The organism is Rhizobium sp. WW_1, assembly GCF_003610155.1.
Classification (GTDB): Bacteria; Pseudomonadota; Alphaproteobacteria; order Rhizobiales; family Rhizobiaceae; genus Rhizobium; species Rhizobium tropici_A.
In genome coordinates, this window is record NZ_RAIN01000012.1 from 1 (window position 1) to 19,089 (window position 19,089).

Consider the following 19,089-nt stretch of genomic DNA (forward strand, 5'->3'; position numbering starts at 1 on the left):
AAGGAAACACCAGAGCGAAGGACTTCGTCGCCAGCAGCGCCGCCGCCCTCGTCAGTGATCGGGCTTATAGACCCCCCAACCCGACATAGTCAACACCGCCGCTGTAAAAATTCTGACATTTTTCTAAGCCACTGTTTTTAAACAACTATTACAACCGTCAACCAAAATACAGAAGAAACTTACTCAAACGGGGGCGGTTTCCGGATTCATTTTACGCCCTTTGCCGGAATCGCCCGGATGACTGCTTGCAAAAGCCACCGCGAGGCCCCTCGACTAAGGTCTCATTGCCAGCCACACGCCCAGCACCTAATAGACATCGAACGAATGAAGGAAGCGAAGCATGTTGCTTCTTGATGAAAAGCGAACGCGGATGGCATTGCGCTGGCATCAATTGACCGGGGTTAAGGCCCTCACTCTTGGGTGCAGCCTCATACCAGCCCGGCATCACAGCGACAGCGCAATACGGAGCCGGCGGGCGTGACATATAGAGTACCTCCATTGCCGGAGCTGCCGGTCTCGCATGTGCTTGCCGATATCGGCACGGCGCTTATCGATCATCGCCGGGCCGTGCTTTCCGCGCCGCCCGGCGCTGGCAAGACGACGCTGGTGCCGCTTTATCTTCTTGGTCAGACCTGGCGCGGCGACGGCAGGATCATTCTCTTGGAGCCGCGCCGGCTGGCGGCAAGGGCTGCGGCCGCCCGCATGGCGTCGCTGCTTAATGAACAGGTGGGCGACACTGTCGGCTACCGCATGCGGCTCGACAACCGTATTTCCTCCAAGACCCGCGTCGAGGTGGTGACTGAAGGCGTGTTCGCGCGGATGATCCTCGACGATCCCGAACTTTCGGGCATCTCCACCGTCATCTTCGACGAATTCCACGAGCGCTCGCTGGATGCGGATTTCGGCCTGGCGCTGGCGCTCGACGTGCAATCGGCACTGCGCGAGGATCTGCGTATCCTCGTGATGTCCGCGACGCTGGACGTGGGGCGCATCGCAGCACTCCTCGACCATCCGCCTGTGATCGAAAGCATGGGCCGGAGCTTTCCCATCGATATTCGCCATCAGGATAGACCAGCAGGAGAGCGGATCGAGGATACGGTGACGCGGGCGATCCTGGATGCGCATGCGAGCGAACAGGGCTCGATCCTTGCCTTTCTGCCCGGACAGGCAGAGATCAGCCGGACGGCGGAGCGGCTCGAAGGCCGGCTCGGACCGGAGACGATGATCGCCCCGCTTTATGGCAATCTCGGCCAGAGAGAACAGGATGCCGCAATCCAACCAGCCCCCAAGGGCACGCGCAAGATCGTGTTGGCCACCTCGATCGCCGAAACCTCCATCACCATCGACGGCGTACGGATCGTGATCGACAGCGGTCTGCAGCGCCTGCCCGTCTTCGAGGCTTCGACCGGCATCACGCGGCTGGAGACGGTGCGCGTGTCGCGCGCATCGGCCGACCAACGGGCCGGCCGCGCCGGGCGAACCGAGCCGGGCATCGCCATCCGGCTGTGGCATCCGGGGCAGACGGCGGCGCTGCCCGCCTTTACGCCGCCGCAGATCCTTTCGAGCGACCTTTCGGGCCTTGCACTCGATTTGGCCCATTGGGGCGTACAGGACCCGTCGACCCTTGCCTTCGTCGACCAGCCGCCGGCGATAACGCTTGCCGAGGCTCGGACCTTGCTGCGGCAGCTCGGAGCGCTCGACGCGGAAAACGCGCTGACCGCGCGGGGCCGGCTGATGCGCGAGCTCGCCTTGCCCCCACGGCTGGCGGCCATGGTGATTTCGGCTGGCGAATTCGGCCAGGGGCGCGAAGCCGCGCTGCTTGCGGTGCTGCTGACGGAACAGGGGCTCGGCGGACAAAGCATCGACCTGGAAGAAAGGCTGCGGCGCTTCAAGACGGAGAAGGGCGAGCGGGCGGAGGCGGCACGCCGGTTGGCCGGTCGTCTTGCACAGGCAGCCGGCGAAAGCGGCAACTCCGGTTCCGCCGTGCCGCAGCTTGCCGGAGCATTGCTGCTGCACGCCTTTCCAGATCGGATCGCCCTGCAACGCGGCGGTCGCGGACGCTTCGTCATGGCCAATGGGCGAGGTGCTGAGCTGCCCGAGACCGAGCGGCTGGCAGGCTCGCAGATGCTCGTGATCGCCGATCTCACAGGCCGGGCGGCGCAGGCGCGCATTCTCGCGGCGGCGGAGATTTCCCGCGCCGATGTCGAAGAGCATCTGCCGGGCGAGATCCGCACGGAGGATCAGAGCTTTTTCGACAGAGCGAGCCGGCAAGTGCGGGCGCGGCGGGCGACACGGCTCGGCGCCATCATCTTCGAGGAAACGCCCCTGCCGCGCCCCAGCGGCGAACAGGCGGCCAAGGCGCTGGCAGAAGGCATTCGCGAACTCGGGATCGGCGTCCTGCCCTTCTCCAAGGAGGCGGCGCAGCTGCGCGACAGGATCGGCTTCTTATATAGGACGATCGGCGATCCCTGGCCCGATATGAGTGACGATGCCTTGGCAGCCCGGCTCGACGACTGGTTCACACCGTTTCAGACCGATGCGCGCGGCCTTTCCGACATCTCGGCCGGCGGGCTTTCCAACGGGCTGATGTCGTTGGTGCCGCATGAACTGCAGCGCGATCTCGCCCGGATGGCGCCGACGCATTTCGAAGCGCCGACCGGCCAGCGCCATCCCATACAATATGATGGCGAGGAGCCGCTGCTCACCATTCGCGTCCAGGAGCTCTTCGGGTTGAAACAGCACCCGGCGATCGGTGGCGGCAGATTGCCGCTGGTGCTGGAGTTGACATCACCGGCGCACCGGCCGATCCAGACGACGCGCGATCTGCCGGGCTTCTGGGCCGGATCCTGGAAGGACGTGCGCGCCGATATGCGCGGGCGCTACCCGAGACATCCCTGGCCGGAGGACCCGGCCGAGGCCTTGCCGACGACACGCGCCAAGCCAAGGGGGACCTGACGATGGCACGCTTCTTCCGGGGACTGGAAAAACTCTCCGAAGCCGAGCTGAAGGCACAGGAGGGCCATCACACCAGCCGGCGGCTGCGGCTGCAGACGCTGGTGCGCCTGCGCTGGCTTGCGGTCGGCGGCCAGACGGTGACTGTCATGATCGTCGCCTTCTGGCTGAAATTTCCAATGCCGCTCCTGCCCTGCTGCGTGCTGATCGCCTGCCTTGCCTGGATCAACTTCTTCCTGACGCTGCGCTATCCGCCGACGCACCGACTGGAGCCGCCTGCGGCCTTCGCCCTGCTCAGCCTCGACCTTTTGCAGCTTTGCGGATTGCTGCTGATCACCGGCGGGCTTGCCAATCCCTTCTCGGCCCTGGTCTGCGTGCCCGTCATCATCTCCTTCGCCTCGCAGCCTATCCGATACAGCATGCCGCTGATCCTGCTTGCGATGATCTGTATCACCGGTCTTGCCTTCTCGCCCTTTCCCCTCCCCTGGTACGAAGGCGTCACCATCAGTGTGCATAGCGTGATGCAGCTCGGCGTCTGGTGCTCCATCGCCTCCACCATGGCCTTCGCCGCCTTCTATGCCTATCGCGTCTCCATGGAAGCCTCGCAGCTTGCCGACGCGCTCTCGGCAACGGAGCTGGTGCTGCAGCGGGAAAAGCACCTTTCGCAGCTCGATGGCCTGGCGGCGGCGGCCGCACACGAACTCGGCACGCCGCTTGCGACCATCAGCGTGGTCGCCAAGGAGATGGAACGCGAACTCAAGGAGGACGACCGTTTCCGCGAAGACGTGGCGCTGCTGCGCAGCCAAAGCGAGCGCTGCCGCGATATTCTCAGGCGGCTGACGACGCTTTCCTCCGAGGACGAGGCGCATATGCGGCGGCTGACGCTATCCTCGATGATGGAGGAGATCATCGCGCCGCATCGCGAGTTCGGCATCGCGCTGGAGCTGATTGAAAGGAGCCCACGCTCCGGCGAGCCAGTGCTGTCACGCAATGCCGGCATCATGTACGGCCTCGGCAACCTGATTGAAAACGCGGTCGACTACGCCCGCAAGACCGTGACCGTCACCGTGGAATACACGGCCGATATCCTGACCATCGTCATCGAAGACGATGGCAGCGGCTATTCGCCGGAAATATTGGCGCGGATCGGCGAACCCTACGTCACCTCGCGCCAGCGCGACGACACCGCGGGCGGCCTCGGCCTCGGCCTCTTCATTGCCAAGACGCTGCTTGAACGCTCCGGTGCCGCGCTTTCCTTCGGCAATCGCGATTCGGAGACGCCGGGCGCTCGCATCCGCGTCGAATGGCCGCGAATGTTAATCGACAGTAATTCGACAAAATGATTTTCACAGCTTAAAACAGCCTTCGTTACAATCGGTAGAATATGCAGGCGGATGATCGCCGGGATAGAAGATAGAATGACTGATAAAGAGAGCAGTGCCCCGCTGGCCGGGGCCAATGATGCCGCGGCCCACATAGGCCCGGATGCGACATTGCTGATCGTCGATGACGACGGTCCTTTTCTGCGCCGGCTGGCGCGCGCCATGGAAACGCGCGGCTTTGCCGTTGAGACGGCGGAATCCGTGGCGGAAGGCGTTGCGAAATCGAAGGCCAACCCGCCGAAACATGCCGTGGTCGACCTTCGCCTCGGCGACGGCAACGGACTTGATGTGATCGAGGCAATCCGCCAACGACGCGACGATACGCGCATCGTGGTCCTGACGGGCTACGGCAACATCGCGACGGCGGTGACCGCGGTCAAGCTCGGCGCGGTCGACTATCTCGCCAAGCCCGCCGATGCCGACGACGTTTATGCCGCGCTGACGCAGCGCCCGGGCGAGAAGGCGGAAGTGCCCGAGAACCCGATGTCGGCGGACCGCGTCCGTTGGGAACATATCCAGCGCGTCTATGAGATGTGCGAGCGCAACGTTTCCGAAACGGCCCGCCGCCTCAACATGCATCGTCGCACGCTGCAGCGCATTCTTGCCAAGCGCGCGCCGAAATAGAGCAATTCCAGGGAAGTGCGAAGCGGTTTTCCGTCCGGAATCGCGCTGGAGAGCAAGCTAACCTATTCGGAAGCGAAAGACTTGCCCGTCGCCCATTCGGCCAATAGCAGGCGCTCGGCGGCGGCGCGCGAGAAATTGAGCGTGACCGACTTGCGCGTCGCGGGCGACAGGCGATGCTCCGGCGCTTCGCGGAGCATGTGGGCGCCATAGCCGTCGGACAGAAACAGTCCGCAATCCTCCGGAAATATATCCAGCGGCACATCCTTGTGCGTGGCGAAGAACATCCTGTCGCAATGCTGCCGGTATTCCGGCCATTTGCGGTCGACGCGGAAATCCTCGATCGAGGTCTTGATCTCGATGATCCAGATCTCGCCCTTTTCCGAAAGACTTATGAGATCGGCGCGGCGGCCGCTGGCAAGCGGTAGCTCCGGTAGTACGGCGTGGCGCATATCGTGCAGTAATAGTTGCACGCCCTTGCGTACAAGCATGGCCCGTTCCGACTGACGGCCATCTATTAACGGATTGTTATTGTAAACGTTCAAAATGGTCATGAATTGTCTCGCGGACAGGCCCGGCGTTGTTGCAAAAAAACCATGTCCTTCTAATTTGCGCGCCGGCGCTATTTTTGTAGGGCCAGAGCAGCTTGCAAAGCCAAGTTTAATGGAAAATAAACTTTAGACAAAGATGGTTGATAGCCATCCGTTTCCCGCCACGAAAATTCAAGAGACTTCCATGCGCATCCGTAATGCTATGACCGCACTCGGCCTTGTCGCAATGCTCGCATCGGCTGGCTATGCCACCACTGCCGCAGCAGCGCCGGCCGCAACCGCAAATTCGGCCACTGAGACCATCAAGACGTTCGATGGCGACTACGGTGTCACGAGTGACAACGGCTTCCAGCTGCCGGCAATCCCGATCCAGAAGGTGAAGCCGCAGTTCCGCCGTCAGATCGTCGAATACAAGTCCGACGAGGCTGAAGGCACGATCATCGTCAACACGCGCGAGCGTCATCTCTATTACATCCTCGGCAATGGCGAAGCGATGCGCTACGGCATCGGCGTCGGCAAGCAGGGCTTCTCCTGGTCCGGGACCGCCTATGTCGCCTGGAAGCAGGAATGGCCGAACTGGCACCCGCCGAAGGAAATGGCTGTTCGCCGTCCGGAAATCGCCAAGTATGTCGATGGCGGCATGAACCCGGGCCTGTCGAACCCGCTCGGTGCGCGCGCCATGTATCTCTACAATGAAAAGGGCCAGGACACGCTGTTCCGCCTGCACGGCACGCCGGAATGGGCCTCGATCGGCACTGCCGCGTCCTCCGGCTGCATCCGCCTGATCAACCAGGACGTGATCGATCTCTACAGCCGCGTTCTTCCGGGCCGCAGTACCAAGGTCATCGTTATCCAGTAATCACTGCGCATTCGGATTGAAAAGGCCGCCGGATATCGATCCGGCGGCCTTTTTGTTTGAGGAACTCGGGATCGATCCTAACCGCCCCACCTGCCCTCGTCCTTCGAGGCTCCGCCCCCTTCGACAAGCTCAGGGCCTGCGCACCTCAGGATGAGGCTGATCTTCTCTCCTGGCCGAGGGCTCTCTCCACCTCATCCTGAGGAGCCTTGCCGTCGAAGCGTCAGCGCAGACAGCAAGGCCTCGAAGGGTCGAGGTGGCCTCCGATGGAGAGACGGATCACTTCGCCTGCTTTGCCTTCAGTTCGATGCGGCGGCGATGCAGGACCGGTTCGGTATAGCCGTTCGGCTGCTCGCGGCCCTTGAGCACGAGATCAAGCGCTGCCTGGAAGGCGACCGAGCCATCGAAATTACCAGACATCGCGATGTAGTGGGGATCGTCGGCGTTCTGCTGGTCGACCACGGCCGCCATGCGCTTCATCGTTTCCAGAATCTGCGCTTCGGTAATGACCTTGTGATGCAGCCAGTTCGCCATGTGCTGCGCCGAGATGCGCAGGGTGGCGCGGTCTTCCATCAGGCCGACATTGTTGATGTCCGGAACCTTGGAGCAGCCGACGCCCTGGTCGACCCAGCGCACGACATAGCCGAGGATGCCCTGGCTGTTGTTGTCGATCTCGCGCTGGATTTCCTCCGGCGTCCAGTTGGGCCGCGAGGCGACCGGCACGGAGAGGATATCGGAGAGCTTGGCGCGGGCGCGGCTCTTCAGGCTCTTCTGGACGTCGGCAACGTTGACCCGGTGATAATGGGTGGCATGCAGCGTCGCGGCCGTCGGAGACGGTACCCAGGCGGTGTTGGCGCCGGCCTTGGGATGGGCGATCTTCTGCTCGAGCATGGCCGCCATCAGGTCGGGCATGGCCCACATGCCCTTGCCGATCTGGGCATGACCGGACAGGCCGCATTCCAGGCCGATATCGACGTTCCAGTTCTCATAAGCGCCGATCCAGGCCGCCTGCTTCATGTCGCCCTTGCGGATCATCGGGCCGGCTTCCATCGAAGTATGGATTTCATCGCCGGTGCGATCAAGGAAGCCCGTGTTGATGAAGACGACGCGCTCGCGGGCGGCGCGGATCGCTTCCTTGAGGTTGACCGTGGTGCGGCGCTCCTCGTCCATGATGCCCATTTTCATGGTATTTCTGGGCATGCCGAGCAGGTCCTCGACGCGCGTGAAGATATCGACCGCGAAGGCGACTTCTTCAGGACCGTGCATCTTCGGCTTGACGACATACATGGAGCCCGTGCGCGAGTTCTTGCGGCGGCCGTTGGGGCCGATGTCGTAGAGCGCGATCAGGCCGGTGATGACGGCATCCATAACGCCTTCTGGCACCTCGTTGCCATCCCGGTCGAGGATCGCCGGATTGGTCATCAGGTGGCCGACATTGCGCACCAGCATCAGCGAGCGGCAATGCAGGTCGAAGGTGCTGCCATCCGGCGCGGTATAGGCGACATCGGGGTTGAGCCGGCGCGTAAACGTCTTGCCGCCCTTGGCGACTTCCTCGGTCAGGTCGCCCGTCATCAGGCCGAGCCAGTTGCGATAGACCTCGGCCTTGTCTTCGGCATCGACGGCCGCGATGGAATCCTCGCAGTCCATGATGGTCGTGATCGCCGATTCCAGGCGGACATCGGAAATGCCGGCCGGGTCGGTCTTGCCGATCGCGGTTGTAGGATCGATGACGATTTCGATATGGATGCCGTTCTGCTTCAAGAGGATATGCGTCGGGGTGGCGGTATCGCCGAGATAACCGGCGAAATGGCTGGCATCGGCGAGCTTTGCCGTGCCGCCCTTGGTCGCGATCGACAACGCGCCATCCTTGACCGCAAGGCCAGCGACATCCTTCCAGCTTGCGCCATCGAGCGGCACGGTGGAATCGAGGAAATCGCGAACCCAGCCGATAACCTTCTCACCGCGCTTGGGGTTGTATCCCCTGCCCTTCTCGGCGCCATCGGTCTCGGGGATGGCATCGGTGCCGTAGAGCGCGTCGTAGAGCGATCCCCAGCGGGCATTGGCGGCATTCAGCGCGTAGCGGGCATTCATGACGGGAACGACGAGCTGCGGGCCGGCGATCGAAGAAATTTCGGGATCGACATTGGCGGTCGAAACGGCAAAGGCCGGACCTTCGGGCACTATATAGCCGATCTCGCGAAGGAAGGCTTCGTAAGCGGCGAGATCGATGGGCGCGCCGTTCTTGCGATACCAGTCATCGAGAGCTTCCTGCATGCGGTCACGCTTGGCAAGCAGCTCGCGATTCCTCGGCGCGAGATCGTGGATGATCCTGGAGAAACCGGCAAAGAAGGCATCGGCATCCACGCCCGAACCCGGTAACGCCTCCTTGACGAGGAAATCGTAAAGGACCGGTTCGATCTGAAGCCCGTGTTTCTCAATGCGGCTCATGCCATATACTCCTCAAGGCCGTTCTACGGCTCAATTTTTACATGTTGCCACTTTGCTGACGCTTTCACTTCTGTCAATTTGGCAATAGTTCGAAAGATTTATGCCTTTAGGGAAATAATCAGTCCGCAGCGATTCGCGGGCGACCGCTGGCGGTGGCGATGAACCGCGCCTCGATCAGCTTACGATTGCCCTCGACCTCCGGCGCATCAACTTGTTCGTCCACAGCCACGACGAGATCGACCGCACCATTCAGCTTTGCTTGCGCCATCGCGGCTTCGACGGCCCGCGAGCGGGCATCCGCAAAGCTTCTGCCTTCGTCGGTGAAGCGCAGGCTCTCGCCGGCGCCGTTCAAGATATAGATGCCGTCTTCGGGCATGGTGACGAAGACGATGGCGCTGGCCCGCACCTGTCCGACCACGGCGCCGACGGCATTGGCGACATCCGAATCACCCGGAATGTCGCTCTCGGTCGCCAGCATCCCGGCGATCGCAGGATAATAGACCGGAGCGGAAGCACCGAGCCCGACCAGAGGACGATCGAGCGAGATGGCGAAACGGGCAATCCCCGAAGCGCGGCGAAGCGCACGATCGATGGAGATGGATTTGGCGGGATCGAGATCGGCAACGCCGTCCTCGGCCAGGCAGGCAGCAAGAATGACATCGGCCGACTGGCGGGTGAGGCGATCGACGATCTTCTGCGCGAGTTCCTCGACTGATGCCGCGATGGGGCGGCCGGAACCATCCTTCAGCCGCATCGCGAGCGCCAATCCGAGGCGAGCCGCTTCGGCATTCCATTGGCTCTGCCTGCCGAGCACATGCATGGCATCGGAAGGCGTCAGACCACTCAGATGCACGAGGCCGCGCGCGACCAGCCGGTCCAAAGTCGCCTTCTGCGACGTCATCGTCAGGAGCTTGTCGAGCGCAACGGGAGCGGCGCCGATGCGATCGAACAACGCTTGTTCGGGTCCTGTGAGACCGCTTGCCAGATGATCCGGTACGCCGGTGCGGAGCGCAAAACGGCCGGCATTGCGGGCGAGATGCGGCGCTCGAAGCTGCTGCTCCAAGACATCAAGTACCGCCCCGCCGTGCATATGGGCAGCGAGGCTCAGCGGCAGCAGGCGGCGCGGACCGAGTTCGAAAGCGGCGACAAGGCCGCGGTCGTTGATCTTCACTTCGGAATCGCCGCCGAGGCCGTAAGTGCGCATGGCGACGGCCTCGACCATGGTGCGATAGCCGCCGATCACGGCGCCATCGGCATCCAGCCGCGGCCGGCCATCCTCCATGACGGCAACGTCGGTGGTCGTGCCGCCGATATCGGAAACAACGGCATTGTCGAGGCCGGTGAGATAGCGCGCGCCGACGAGACTTGCGGCGGGACCCGACAGGATAGTCTCGATCGGCCTGAGCTTGGCTTCGTCAGCCGAAATCAGGGCGCCGTCGCCGCGCACCACCATCATCGGCGCGGAAATGCCGCGCGTGGTCAGAAATCCTTCGCAGGCGCCGACGAGGCGGTCGATCATCGAGACAAGGCGGGCATTGAGCAGCGTCGTCAAGGCGCGGCGCGGGCCGCCCAACTTGGAAGAGAGTTCATGGCTGCAGGTGACGGGCAGATGCGAGATCTCGCGGATGCAGTCGCGCACTCTGATTTCATGAGCCGGATTCCGCACGGCGAAATAGCCGGCGACGGCGAAGGACGATACCGATTTGGCCAGTTCCGGCAGCGCGTCGCGCAGCGCCGTCAGATCGAGCGGGTTTTCATTGCCGTGAACATTGTGGCCGCCGGGAAGATAGATCACCGGATCGGACCCCAGCGCATCCGCCAAACCATCGCGCTTGAGATCCTCCGGCCCGAAACCGATCATGACTAGTCCGGCCCGGCCGCCCTGCCCTTCGACAAGCGCATTGGTGGCAAGCGTCGTCGACAGCGATACGAGGCCGATCGCCGAAACCGGAATATCGGCCTTGGCGATCACGGCATCGACGGCGCCGGCAATGCCGACGGCCAGATCATGCCGCGTGGTCAGCGATTTCGCCTTGGCGATCACGCCATCGGTTTCATGAAAGAGAACGGCATCGGTGTAGGTTCCACCCGTGTCGATGCCAAGCAGGAAGTGAGACGTCACGACAATATCCGGCCCTTGAACGCACTGTGATGCCGTTATTGCACCCTTCCGGGCCGAGCCGCTAGCTGGCAAGCGGCAAAAACAGTTCTACCGCCTCGTGACCCGCATCGGCAAACCGCCGCGTGGCTGGGTGGTGAGCTTCTGCACCGGCCAGGGATCGGTATCTTCGGTAAGATCGAAGCGGAAGCGGCGCATCATCACGGCAAGGGCAATGACGGCCTCCTGTAGCGCAAAGGTGGCGCCGATGCAGACGCGCGGGCCGGCGCCAAAGGGCAGATACTGGAAGCGATTGATCTTGCCCCGGTTCTCCGGAAGAAAGCGCTCCGGCATGAAGGCGCGCGGCTTTTCCCAGTAGAGCTCGTGGCGATGCAGCGTCCATGGCATGATCAGGACGGTGATCCCCTTTTCCATCGTCACCCGCTCGCCCTTGGCGCTCGTCCATTCGTCATCGGCGATCGCGGCACGATTGATCGACGGTGCCGGTGGATAAAGGCGCATGGCCTCCTCGAAGGCAGCGCGGACATGCGGCATCAGGTCGAGCCAGGCGACCGGCTCCGCATCGGATGCGAGCACTCGGTCGATTTCCTCTTCCATCGCGTCGCGAATATGCGGGCTGTTGGCGACACAATAGAGCGTCCAGGCAAGCGCACGGGCTGTCGTCTCGTGGCCGGCGCCGATGAAGGTGAGGATATTGTCCTCGATCTCCTCCATCGTCAGGCCATCCGGACCTGCCTTTTCCAGCAGCAGCGTCAGAAAATCATCCGGCGCGCTGGCGCGATCCCTACGCATCTTTTCCAGGCGCAAGTCCATCGTGTTGCGGACGATGCCGCGGAACTTGTCGAGCATGCGCTGGCCGCCAATGCGGGTGACGCGCGGCACCCAGCCTGGCGCGCGCAGGAGATCCATGGGATCGACGCGACCCATACGGTGCAGCAGCTCATTGACGTCGTCGGAAAAACTCGTGCTTTCGGTGACGATCTCGCCGGAGAACAGGGTTTCGGCCAGAATGACGAAGGTCAGCTCAGTCATGTCGGCCGCGATATCGAATACCGCGCCTTCGCCGCCAATCTCTTCATACTTCTGCAGATAGTCCAGGCTCTGGCTCAGCATCTGCCCGGCAAAACCCTGGGCATGGCGCGGCGTGAACACTGGTGCCACCGCCTTGCGCGAACGCTTCCAGACCTGCCCTTCCGCCGTCAGTAGACCGTCCCGCAGGATCGGCCGCAGCACGAGCTGGCGGATATCGGCCATGCGGTAGTTGGCGGCGTTATCGACCAGAACATGCTTGATCAGGCCGGGATCGTTGACGATCAGCGTCCGCTCGTTGAAGAACTTGGTCTTGATCCAGGGCAGCGTGTAGGAAGGCTCTCCCCAGAGTTCGAGCGGATTGCGCAGGATGGTCTTGATGATCGTCCATCGTGACGGAGGGATCGTGCGTGGGATCGGCGCCGGCGGGCAGAAGGCTTCCGGAATCATGTCCATGCGGTCCATTCTCCTCGAAAACCGGCCCATTGCCCGATCGATGCCACTCGAACGGCGCACCCATCCGATATGGGGAACGCCGCCCGCAAAATCCAGACGATAAAACGTCGCGCAGAGCCGCTTATAGAAGCGACTTCAGATCACTCAGCTTGTTGTTGATGAGCCAGCCATAGTAGTTCTCTTCCGGCCAGACCGGCTGCGAAGAGCCGCGATTCCTGGCCGCAAGGGCGGCGGCGCGCTTGCGGGAATTGCCGAGATTATAAAGCGTCGCGGTAATGCCGGGATTGCCTGAGATATCCATGCCGGCAATCGAACGGTAGTCATCGATCGACTTGCGGATTGCCGCAGCCACGAAAGCCAGCGACAGATCCGGGTCCATAATCGCCTTGTAGACGCCGCCGGCATCCTTTTCGTTGAGCTTCGGGATGCCCGAGGTGCGGCTGACGAGATCCGACAGCTCAAGGGCCGTCAGCGGATTGACCTGACCGAGGCCGAAGGTCTGGCCGGCATAGAAGGGCTGGAAGAAGACCGCGCTGAAGCGATTGTCGGGATAGGACTTGCCGCCGACCGTCTTGCCGCGGAAATCGTCTTCCCAGATATCCTCGCGGCAGGTCCAGAGACTGTAGGAATCGCCCTTGCCCTTGCAGGCATCGAATTGCGGCCGGGCGACGAAATCATCGACGTTTTCACCATTATAGGCGAAGCGGAAGCTTTGACCGGCGTAGGATGCGGCCTTCACGTAATAGGACTGCAGGCCGTCATAGGCATCGACATTATAGGTGTGCTCGCCGACAAGCGCCCCGATGATATGGATCGGATCGATACCGTAGGCCCGCGCCGTCGACTTGATCTTCGACATCAGCTTCTTGTCGGTTGCCAGCAGCTCCCGCACCTTCTGGTATTTGCGATCGAAAGTGGAGCTGGTGCCGCGCGTGCGCCGCACGGACGCGCCGGGAACCGGCGGTTGCTCGGCATTGCGGTTGCCTGGAGGCACCGAGGTCGCCGCGTCCGCATAGGCGGGAATCCAGGAGAGGCTGACAACCGCCAGAAGAAGAGTGATCAGTATACGTCGCAAGATGGCCGTCCTGTCGAAGTTTCAACCGATGTTTCCATGCGCGTCCCTGACGGATAATCTTGGCCGAATAAGGCCTTGTCACACAAAGAAACGGGCCCCTAACTAAAAAGTTAACGGCCCGTTGTCGAGTGTTTACTGTTTTAGATCGCCTTCACGCGCCCCATTACAGGATGAAGCGGGAGAGGTCGGTGTTGGTTGCGAGGTCGCCGACATGCTCGCGGACATAGGCGGCATCGATGGTCACCGATACGCCGGCGCGATCCGAGGCATTGTAGGAGATCTCGTCCAGCACCCGCTCCATGACCGTCTGCAGACGACGGGCGCCGATATTCTCGACGGTGGAGTTGAGATGCACGGCGACATCGGCAAGCGCATCGATCGCATCGTCGGTGAAATCGAGCTTCAGGTCTTCCGTTTCCATGAGCGCCTTGTACTGGCGGATAAGGCTTGCCTGCGGCTCGGTCAGGATGCGCCGGAAGTCCTCCTTCGTCAGCGGACGGAGCTCGACGCGGATCGGCAAGCGGCCCTGCAATTCCGGCAGCAGATCCGACGGCTTCGACACATGGAAGGCGCCCGACGCGATGAAGAGGATATGGTCGGTCTTGACCGGGCCATATTTCGTCGAAACCGTCGTGCCTTCGACCAGCGGCAGCAAGTCGCGCTGAACGCCTTCACGGGAGACGCCGGCACCCATGCCGCCGTCGCGTGCAGCGATCTTGTCGATTTCGTCGAGGAAGACGATGCCGTCATTTTCGGCGGATTGCACGGCTTCGCGCTGGATCGCTTCGTTATCGATCAGCTTGTCGGATTCGTCACGCACCAGTTCCTTGTAGGAATCCTTGACCGTGGTGCGCACCTTCTTGGTACGGCCGCCCATGGCCTTGCCGAACATTTCCGACAGGTTGAGAACACCGATATTGGCACCAGGCATGCCGGGGATTTCGAAACCGCCGGGCATGCCGGAACCGGTGTCAGCAACTTCGATATCGATTTCCTTGTCGTCGAGCTGACCGTCGCGCAGCTTCTTGCGGAAGCTATCGCGCGTTGCCGGCGACGCGGTAGCGCCGACCAGCGCATCGAGCACGCGCTCTTCAGCGCTCATATGTGCCTTGGCCTGTACCTCGGCGCGCTTCTTTTCACGCACCAGGCCGATGCCGACTTCGACGAGGTCGCGGACGATCTGTTCGACGTCACGGCCGACATAGCCGACTTCGGTGAACTTCGTGGCTTCGACCTTGATGAAGGGAGCGCCAGCGAGCTTGGCGAGGCGGCGGGAGATTTCCGTCTTGCCGACGCCGGTCGGGCCAATCATCAGGATGTTCTTGGGCATGACTTCGTCGCGCAGCTCAGGCTCGAGCTGCTGGCGGCGCCAACGATTGCGCAATGCGATCGCCACGGCGCGCTTGGCCTCATGCTGGCCGACAATATAGCGGTCGAGTTCGGAAACGATCTCGCGGGGGGAAAAAGTGGTCATTTCGCGTGTTCCCTGTCAGGGCTAGAAACTATCAAGAGAGGAACTTAGGCTTCGGCATCGAGCGTTTCGACAACCACATTGTGGTTGGTGTAGACGCAAATGTCGGCAGCGATATCGAGGGCACGGCGGGCGACATCCTCGGCTGATTTGTCGCTATCCATCAGCGCACGCGCGGCGGCGAGCGCGTAATTGCCGCCGGAGCCGATTGCGAGAGCGCCATGTTCCGGCTCAAGCACATCGCCGTTGCCGGTGATGGCGAGCGTTATATTCTTGTCGGCAACCAGCATCATGGCTTCGAGGTTGCGCAGATATTTGTCGGTGCGCCAGTCCTTGGCGAGTTCGACGGCGGCACGCATCAGCTGACCGGGATATTGTTCGAGCTTCTTCTCGAGGCGTTCGAGCAGGGTAAAGGCATCGGCGGTTGCGCCGGCGAAACCGGCGATGACATCGCCCTTGCCGATACGGCGAACCTTGCGCGCATTGCCCTTCATGACAGTCTGGCCAAGGCTCACCTGGCCATCACCAGCCATCACGACCTTGCCGTTCTTGCGAATAGTCACGATTGTCGTCATTTATCACCTGTTTGCCCCCATTTCGGCGGGCTTTCTGCCGGGCCGCGTATCGGCCCCGTCAGCACCTATGTAAGAGGGGTTTTGGCGATTGCAAATGGCGACCACGCGCGAATGATGGCGGCAAGCCGGCTAAACGCGAAGCCCCGCGCGTAACTTCTGGATATTTCCCGATACGCCTGATAAGGAACGGCCGTATTCGGATGGAGCATCCCATGGCAGAGACCGCAGCGAGCCGCACGGCAAGCGTTTCCCGCAAGACCAACGAGACCTCGGTCTCCGTTTCCGTCAACATCGACGGCAGCGGAAAATCGACGATTTCGACGGGGGTCGGCTTCTTCGACCATATGCTGGAACAGCTGTCGCGACATTCGCTGATCGACATGGAGATCGACACCAAGGGCGACCTGCATGTCGACGATCATCATGCCGTCGAGGATACCGGTATCGCGATCGGACAGGCGATTGCCAAGGCGCTCGGCGACCGGCGCGGCATCACCCGCTATGCCTCGATCGACCTTGCCATGGACGAGACGATGACGAAAGCGGCCGTCGATCTATCGGGCAGGCCCTTCCTCGTCTGGAATGTTTCGTTCAGTGCGCCGAAGATCGGCACCTTCGATACCGAGCTGGTGCGCGAGTTCTTCCAGGCCTTAGCGCAGAATGCCGGCATCACACTGCATATCCTCAACCATTATGGCGCCAACAATCACCATATAGCCGAGACATGCTTCAAGGCCGTTGCGCGCGCATTGCGCACCGCAACCGAGATCGATCCGCGGCAGGCAGGCCGAGTGCCTTCGACGAAAGGCACGCTCGCCTGAGCCCCAAAATGGGGAATTGAGGAAATGGCAAGCTTTCTGATTTTGTCTCCCCCCGGAGCGCCCAATCGATCCGCAGTATCGGATCGGTATCGCGACGAGACGCGATTCATCCGTGACGGCTTTTCGTGGAAGGCGTTTCTGTTTCCAGCGTTCTGGATGCTGTTCAATCGCCTCTGGTTGCACGCCGTCGCCGCAATCCTGTTGCAGGGCTTTGCCTTGGAACTGACGCGCCAGCCGGGATTTTTCATCGCCGGAGCAGCCATTTGGCTGGGCGTTCATATTCTGGCGGGACTTGAGGGGCCGGATGCGGTGGGACAGCGGCTGATCAACCGCGGCTGGAAGATCGAAAACCTCGTTTCCGCGCGGGATCTGGCCACGGCGGAAGAGATTCACTTCTCCCAAGTCGAGCAGGAGTCGCAAAGGGATATCCATCCAAGGAATTGGGATATTCCTGCCACCAATACCAATACCAGCCGCCCAGGCCCGAGCTTCGGCCTTCCCGGCTATGACGGAGGACGCTGACCATGCGCGTCGCGATTATCGACTATGGCTCCGGCAATCTGCGCTCGGCCACCAAGGCTTTCGAACGGGCCGCACGTGAGGCGGGTATCGACGCGCAGATCGACCTGACCGATGACGCCGAGCGCGTCGCCACGGCAGACCGCATCGTGCTTCCCGGCGTTGGCGCCTATGCAGATTGCCGGCGTGGCCTCGATGCCGTTTCCGGCATGGCGGAAGCCGTGATCGAGGTCGTGGAACACAAGGCCCGCCCCTTCCTCGGCATCTGCGTCGGCATGCAGCTGATGTCGTCGCGCGGGCTGGAGAAGACGATCACGCAAGGGTTTGGCTGGATCAAGGGCGACGTTAAGGAAATGACCCCGAGCGATCCCAGCCTGAAAATCCCGCAGATCGGCTGGAATACGCTGGAGATCCGGCATCCGCACGCCCTGTTCGACGGGATTGCGACCGGACCGGATGGGCTGCACGCCTATTTCGTCCATTCCTACCATCTGGCGGCGGACCATAGCGAGGATGTGATCGCGACGACGAGTTACGGCGGGCCGATGACCGCCTTCGTCGGCCGCGACAACATCGCCGGCGCGCAGTTCCATCCGGAAAAGAGCCAGAAGCTCGGCCTTGCCCTCATCGCCAATTTCCTGCGCTGGAAGCCGTAACGCCTAGCGCTCCAAGGACAGACATCATGATTCTTTTTCCCGCTATCGACCTGAAAGACGGCCAGTGCGTGCGCCTCAAGCTCGGCGACATGGAGCAGGCGACCGTCTACAACCCCGATCCCGGCGCCCAGGCGAAAGCCTTTGAAGACCAAGGCTTTGAGTGGCTGCATGTGGTCGATCTCAACGGCGCTTTCGCCGGCGAGACCGTCAACGGCGCAGCCGTCGACGCCATTCTCAAGGCAACCAAGAACCCGGTTCAGCTCGGCGGCGGCATTCGCACGCTCGAGCATATGGAAAACTGGCTGTCGCGCGGCCTCGCCCGCGTCATTCTCGGCACGGTGGCCGTGCGCGATCCGGCGCTCGTCGTCGAAGCCTGCCGCCGGTATCCGGGCCATATCGCCGTCGGCATCGATGCCAAGGGTGGCAAGGTGGCGGTCGAAGGCTGGGCAGAAGCCTCCGAACTCGGCGTCGTCGAACTCGCCAAGAAATTCGAGGGCGTCGGCGTTGCCGCGATCATCTATACCGACATCGACCGCGACGGCATTCTCACGGGCATCAACTGGGACTCGACGCTGGAACTGGCCGAGGTCGTTTCCATTCCGGTCATCGCCTCCGGCGGCCTTGCTTCGCTCGACGACATCCGCCGCATGACGCAGCCGGACGCCCGCAAACTGGAAGGTGCGATTTCCGGCCGCGCGCTTTATGATGGCCGGATCGATCCGAAAGAGGCGCTGGCCCTGATCAAGCAGGCCAAGGAGGCTGTGCAATGACCCTGAAAGCCCGCGTCATCCCCTGCCTCGACGTCAAGGACGGCCGCGTCGTCAAGGGCGTCAACTTTCTCAATCTTGTCGATGCCGGCGATCCGGTCGAAGCCGCCAAGGCCTATGACGCCGCCGGTGCCGACGAGCTCTGCTTCCTCGATATCACCGCCTCCTCCGACAATCGCGACACCATCTTCGACGTTGTGGCACGTACGGCGGAACAATGCTTCATGCCTGTTACCGTCGGCGGCGGCGTGCGCGCTATCGCCGATATCCGCAAGCTGCTGCTCTGCGGCGCCGACAAGGTCTCGATCAACTCGGCGGCGGTCAACAATCCGGATTTCGTGGCCGAAGCGGCCGACAAGTTCGGCAACCAGTGCATCGTCGTTTCCATCGATGCGAAACGGCGGCGCACCGAGGCACTCGGCGGCGACAATATGAGCGCCTGGGAGATCTATACCCATGGCGGCCGCAACGCGACGGGCATCGATGCCGTCGATTTTGCCCGCAAGATGGTCGAGCGCGGCGCCGGCGAGCTGCTCGTCACCTCCATGGACCGCGACGGCACCAAGGTCGGCTACGATCTGGAACTGACACGGGCGATTGCCGATGCGGTGCGCGTTCCCGTCATCGCGTCCGGCGGCGTCGGCGATCTCGACGATCTCGTTGCCGGCGTCAAAGAAGGTCATGCGACGGCCGTGCTTGCGGCATCGATCTTCCACTTCGGCACCTATTCGGTGGGCGAGGCAAAGCGCTACATGGCCGAGCGCGGCATTCCGATGCGGCTGGATTAGGAG

General features: G+C 62.1%; 16 protein-coding genes. 9 read left to right on the forward strand and 7 right to left on the reverse strand.

Translation table 11 applies throughout. The features are described from left to right. Nucleotides 1–477: 477 nt before the first annotated feature. The 3 genes from hrpB to BJ928_RS27545 all read left to right on the forward strand — a co-directional run bounded on the left by hrpB (nucleotide 478) and on the right by BJ928_RS27545 (nucleotide 4,958). Nucleotides 478–2,955 carry an ATP-dependent helicase HrpB gene (gene hrpB / locus BJ928_RS27535; RefSeq protein WP_047633916.1) on the forward strand — a complete coding sequence of 826 codons (2,478 nt, stop codon included), beginning with the start codon at nucleotides 478–480 and terminating at the stop codon, nucleotides 2,953–2,955. Nucleotides 2,956–2,957: 2 nt separating this feature from the next. Further along, on the forward strand, nucleotides 2,958–4,295 hold the full coding sequence (locus BJ928_RS27540; protein WP_047633918.1) for an ActS/PrrB/RegB family redox-sensitive histidine kinase: 1,338 nt from the start codon (nucleotides 2,958–2,960) through the stop codon (nucleotides 4,293–4,295). A 75-nt stretch (nucleotides 4,296–4,370) separates the two neighbouring features. Next, complete coding sequence (locus BJ928_RS27545) at nucleotides 4,371–4,958, forward strand: ActR/PrrA/RegA family redox response regulator transcription factor (RefSeq protein WP_047633921.1); 588 nt, start codon at nucleotides 4,371–4,373, stop codon at nucleotides 4,956–4,958. 62 nt (nucleotides 4,959–5,020) lie between these two features. On the opposite strand, the gene BJ928_RS27550 is transcribed toward BJ928_RS27545, so the two are convergent. Next, nucleotides 5,021–5,509, reverse strand: a complete 489-nt coding sequence (locus tag BJ928_RS27550) for an MmcB family DNA repair protein (protein ID WP_047633922.1) — start codon at nucleotides 5,507–5,509, stop codon at nucleotides 5,021–5,023. 181 nt (nucleotides 5,510–5,690) lie between these two features. Between BJ928_RS27550 and BJ928_RS27555 the strand changes: the two genes are divergently transcribed. Continuing rightward, nucleotides 5,691–6,365 (forward strand): L,D-transpeptidase, encoded by a 675-nt coding sequence (locus BJ928_RS27555; protein ID WP_047634108.1) that lies wholly within the window; start codon nucleotides 5,691–5,693, stop codon nucleotides 6,363–6,365. Between the two features lie 276 nt (nucleotides 6,366–6,641). Here the strand turns inward: BJ928_RS27555 and BJ928_RS27560 are convergent, their stop codons facing one another. From BJ928_RS27560 to hslV, 6 genes are all read right to left on the reverse strand, one after another. Then, nucleotides 6,642–8,810, reverse strand: coding sequence for a malate synthase G (locus tag BJ928_RS27560; protein ID WP_047633925.1), 2,169 nt, complete (start codon nucleotides 8,808–8,810; stop codon nucleotides 6,642–6,644). A gap of 118 nt (nucleotides 8,811–8,928) precedes the next feature. Then, nucleotides 8,929–10,932, reverse strand: a complete 2,004-nt coding sequence (locus BJ928_RS27565) for a hydantoinase/oxoprolinase family protein (protein WP_047633927.1) — start codon at nucleotides 10,930–10,932, stop codon at nucleotides 8,929–8,931. 87 nt (nucleotides 10,933–11,019) lie between these two features. Beyond that, a complete protein-coding gene (locus tag BJ928_RS27570) occupies nucleotides 11,020–12,414 on the reverse strand; it encodes a cytochrome P450 (protein WP_047633928.1) in 1,395 nt (464 codons plus the stop codon). Nucleotides 12,415–12,535: 121 nt separating this feature from the next. Continuing rightward, nucleotides 12,536–13,489: a DUF1402 family protein gene (locus tag BJ928_RS27575; protein ID WP_047633929.1), complete on the reverse strand. Its 954-nt coding sequence runs from the start codon at nucleotides 13,487–13,489 to the stop codon at nucleotides 12,536–12,538. A 163-nt stretch (nucleotides 13,490–13,652) separates the two neighbouring features. Continuing rightward, a complete protein-coding gene (gene hslU / locus BJ928_RS27580; protein WP_047633930.1) occupies nucleotides 13,653–14,963 on the reverse strand; it encodes an ATP-dependent protease ATPase subunit HslU in 1,311 nt (436 codons plus the stop codon). A gap of 44 nt (nucleotides 14,964–15,007) precedes the next feature. Beyond that, the gene (gene hslV, locus BJ928_RS27585; RefSeq protein WP_047633932.1) at nucleotides 15,008–15,535 is read right to left on the reverse strand and encodes an ATP-dependent protease subunit HslV; all 528 of its coding nucleotides are present in this window, start codon (nucleotides 15,533–15,535) and stop codon (nucleotides 15,008–15,010) included. 212 nt (nucleotides 15,536–15,747) lie between these two features. Here hslV and hisB point away from each other — a divergent pair, with 212 nt between their 5' ends. From hisB to hisF, 5 genes are read left to right on the forward strand one after another with little or no spacing between them, the layout of a single operon-like run. Further along, nucleotides 15,748–16,356, forward strand: coding sequence for an imidazoleglycerol-phosphate dehydratase HisB (hisB, locus tag BJ928_RS27590; RefSeq protein ID WP_015338215.1), 609 nt, complete (start codon nucleotides 15,748–15,750; stop codon nucleotides 16,354–16,356). A gap of 24 nt (nucleotides 16,357–16,380) precedes the next feature. Beyond that, nucleotides 16,381–16,878: a DUF2628 domain-containing protein gene (locus tag BJ928_RS27595; RefSeq protein WP_047633934.1), complete on the forward strand. Its 498-nt coding sequence runs from the start codon at nucleotides 16,381–16,383 to the stop codon at nucleotides 16,876–16,878. A 2-nt stretch (nucleotides 16,879–16,880) separates the two neighbouring features. Continuing rightward, the gene (gene hisH / locus BJ928_RS27600) at nucleotides 16,881–17,531 is read left to right on the forward strand and encodes an imidazole glycerol phosphate synthase subunit HisH (protein WP_047633935.1); all 651 of its coding nucleotides are present in this window, start codon (nucleotides 16,881–16,883) and stop codon (nucleotides 17,529–17,531) included. Nucleotides 17,532–17,557: 26 nt separating this feature from the next. Then, entirely contained in the window at nucleotides 17,558–18,301 is a 744-nt protein-coding gene (hisA, locus tag BJ928_RS27605; RefSeq protein WP_047633936.1) for a 1-(5-phosphoribosyl)-5-[(5-phosphoribosylamino)methylideneamino]imidazole-4-carboxamide isomerase, read from the forward strand. Further along, nucleotides 18,298–19,086: an imidazole glycerol phosphate synthase subunit HisF gene (gene hisF / locus BJ928_RS27610; protein ID WP_047633937.1), complete on the forward strand. Its 789-nt coding sequence runs from the start codon at nucleotides 18,298–18,300 to the stop codon at nucleotides 19,084–19,086. Before hisA ends, hisF begins: the two co-directional genes overlap by 4 nt. The last annotated feature ends 3 nt before the right edge of the window (nucleotides 19,087–19,089 follow it).

Excerpts from the sequence above, each read along its gene's own strand:
- BJ928_RS27555 (WP_047634108.1), top strand. The coding sequence starts at position 5,691 with ATGCGCATCCGTAATGCTATGACCGCACTCGGCCTTGTCGCAATGCTC.
- hisB (WP_015338215.1), top strand. The coding sequence starts at position 15,748 with ATGGCAGAGACCGCAGCGAGCCGCACGGCAAGCGTTTCCCGCAAGACC.
- BJ928_RS27595 (WP_047633934.1), top strand. The coding sequence starts at position 16,381 with ATGGCAAGCTTTCTGATTTTGTCTCCCCCCGGAGCGCCCAATCGATCC.
- hslU (WP_047633930.1), bottom strand. The coding sequence starts at position 14,963 with ATGACCACTTTTTCCCCCCGCGAGATCGTTTCCGAACTCGACCGCTAT.
- hslV (WP_047633932.1), bottom strand. The coding sequence starts at position 15,535 with ATGACGACAATCGTGACTATTCGCAAGAACGGCAAGGTCGTGATGGCT.
- BJ928_RS27545 (WP_047633921.1), top strand. The coding sequence starts at position 4,371 with ATGACTGATAAAGAGAGCAGTGCCCCGCTGGCCGGGGCCAATGATGCC.
- BJ928_RS27550 (WP_047633922.1), bottom strand. The coding sequence starts at position 5,509 with ATGACCATTTTGAACGTTTACAATAACAATCCGTTAATAGATGGCCGT.
- BJ928_RS27560 (WP_047633925.1), bottom strand. The coding sequence starts at position 8,810 with ATGAGCCGCATTGAGAAACACGGGCTTCAGATCGAACCGGTCCTTTAC.
- hisF (WP_047633937.1), top strand. The coding sequence starts at position 18,298 with ATGACCCTGAAAGCCCGCGTCATCCCCTGCCTCGACGTCAAGGACGGC.
- hisH (WP_047633935.1), top strand. The coding sequence starts at position 16,881 with ATGCGCGTCGCGATTATCGACTATGGCTCCGGCAATCTGCGCTCGGCC.
- BJ928_RS27540 (WP_047633918.1), top strand. The coding sequence starts at position 2,958 with ATGGCACGCTTCTTCCGGGGACTGGAAAAACTCTCCGAAGCCGAGCTG.
- hisA (WP_047633936.1), top strand. The coding sequence starts at position 17,558 with ATGATTCTTTTTCCCGCTATCGACCTGAAAGACGGCCAGTGCGTGCGC.
- BJ928_RS27570 (WP_047633928.1), bottom strand. The coding sequence starts at position 12,414 with ATGGACATGATTCCGGAAGCCTTCTGCCCGCCGGCGCCGATCCCACGC.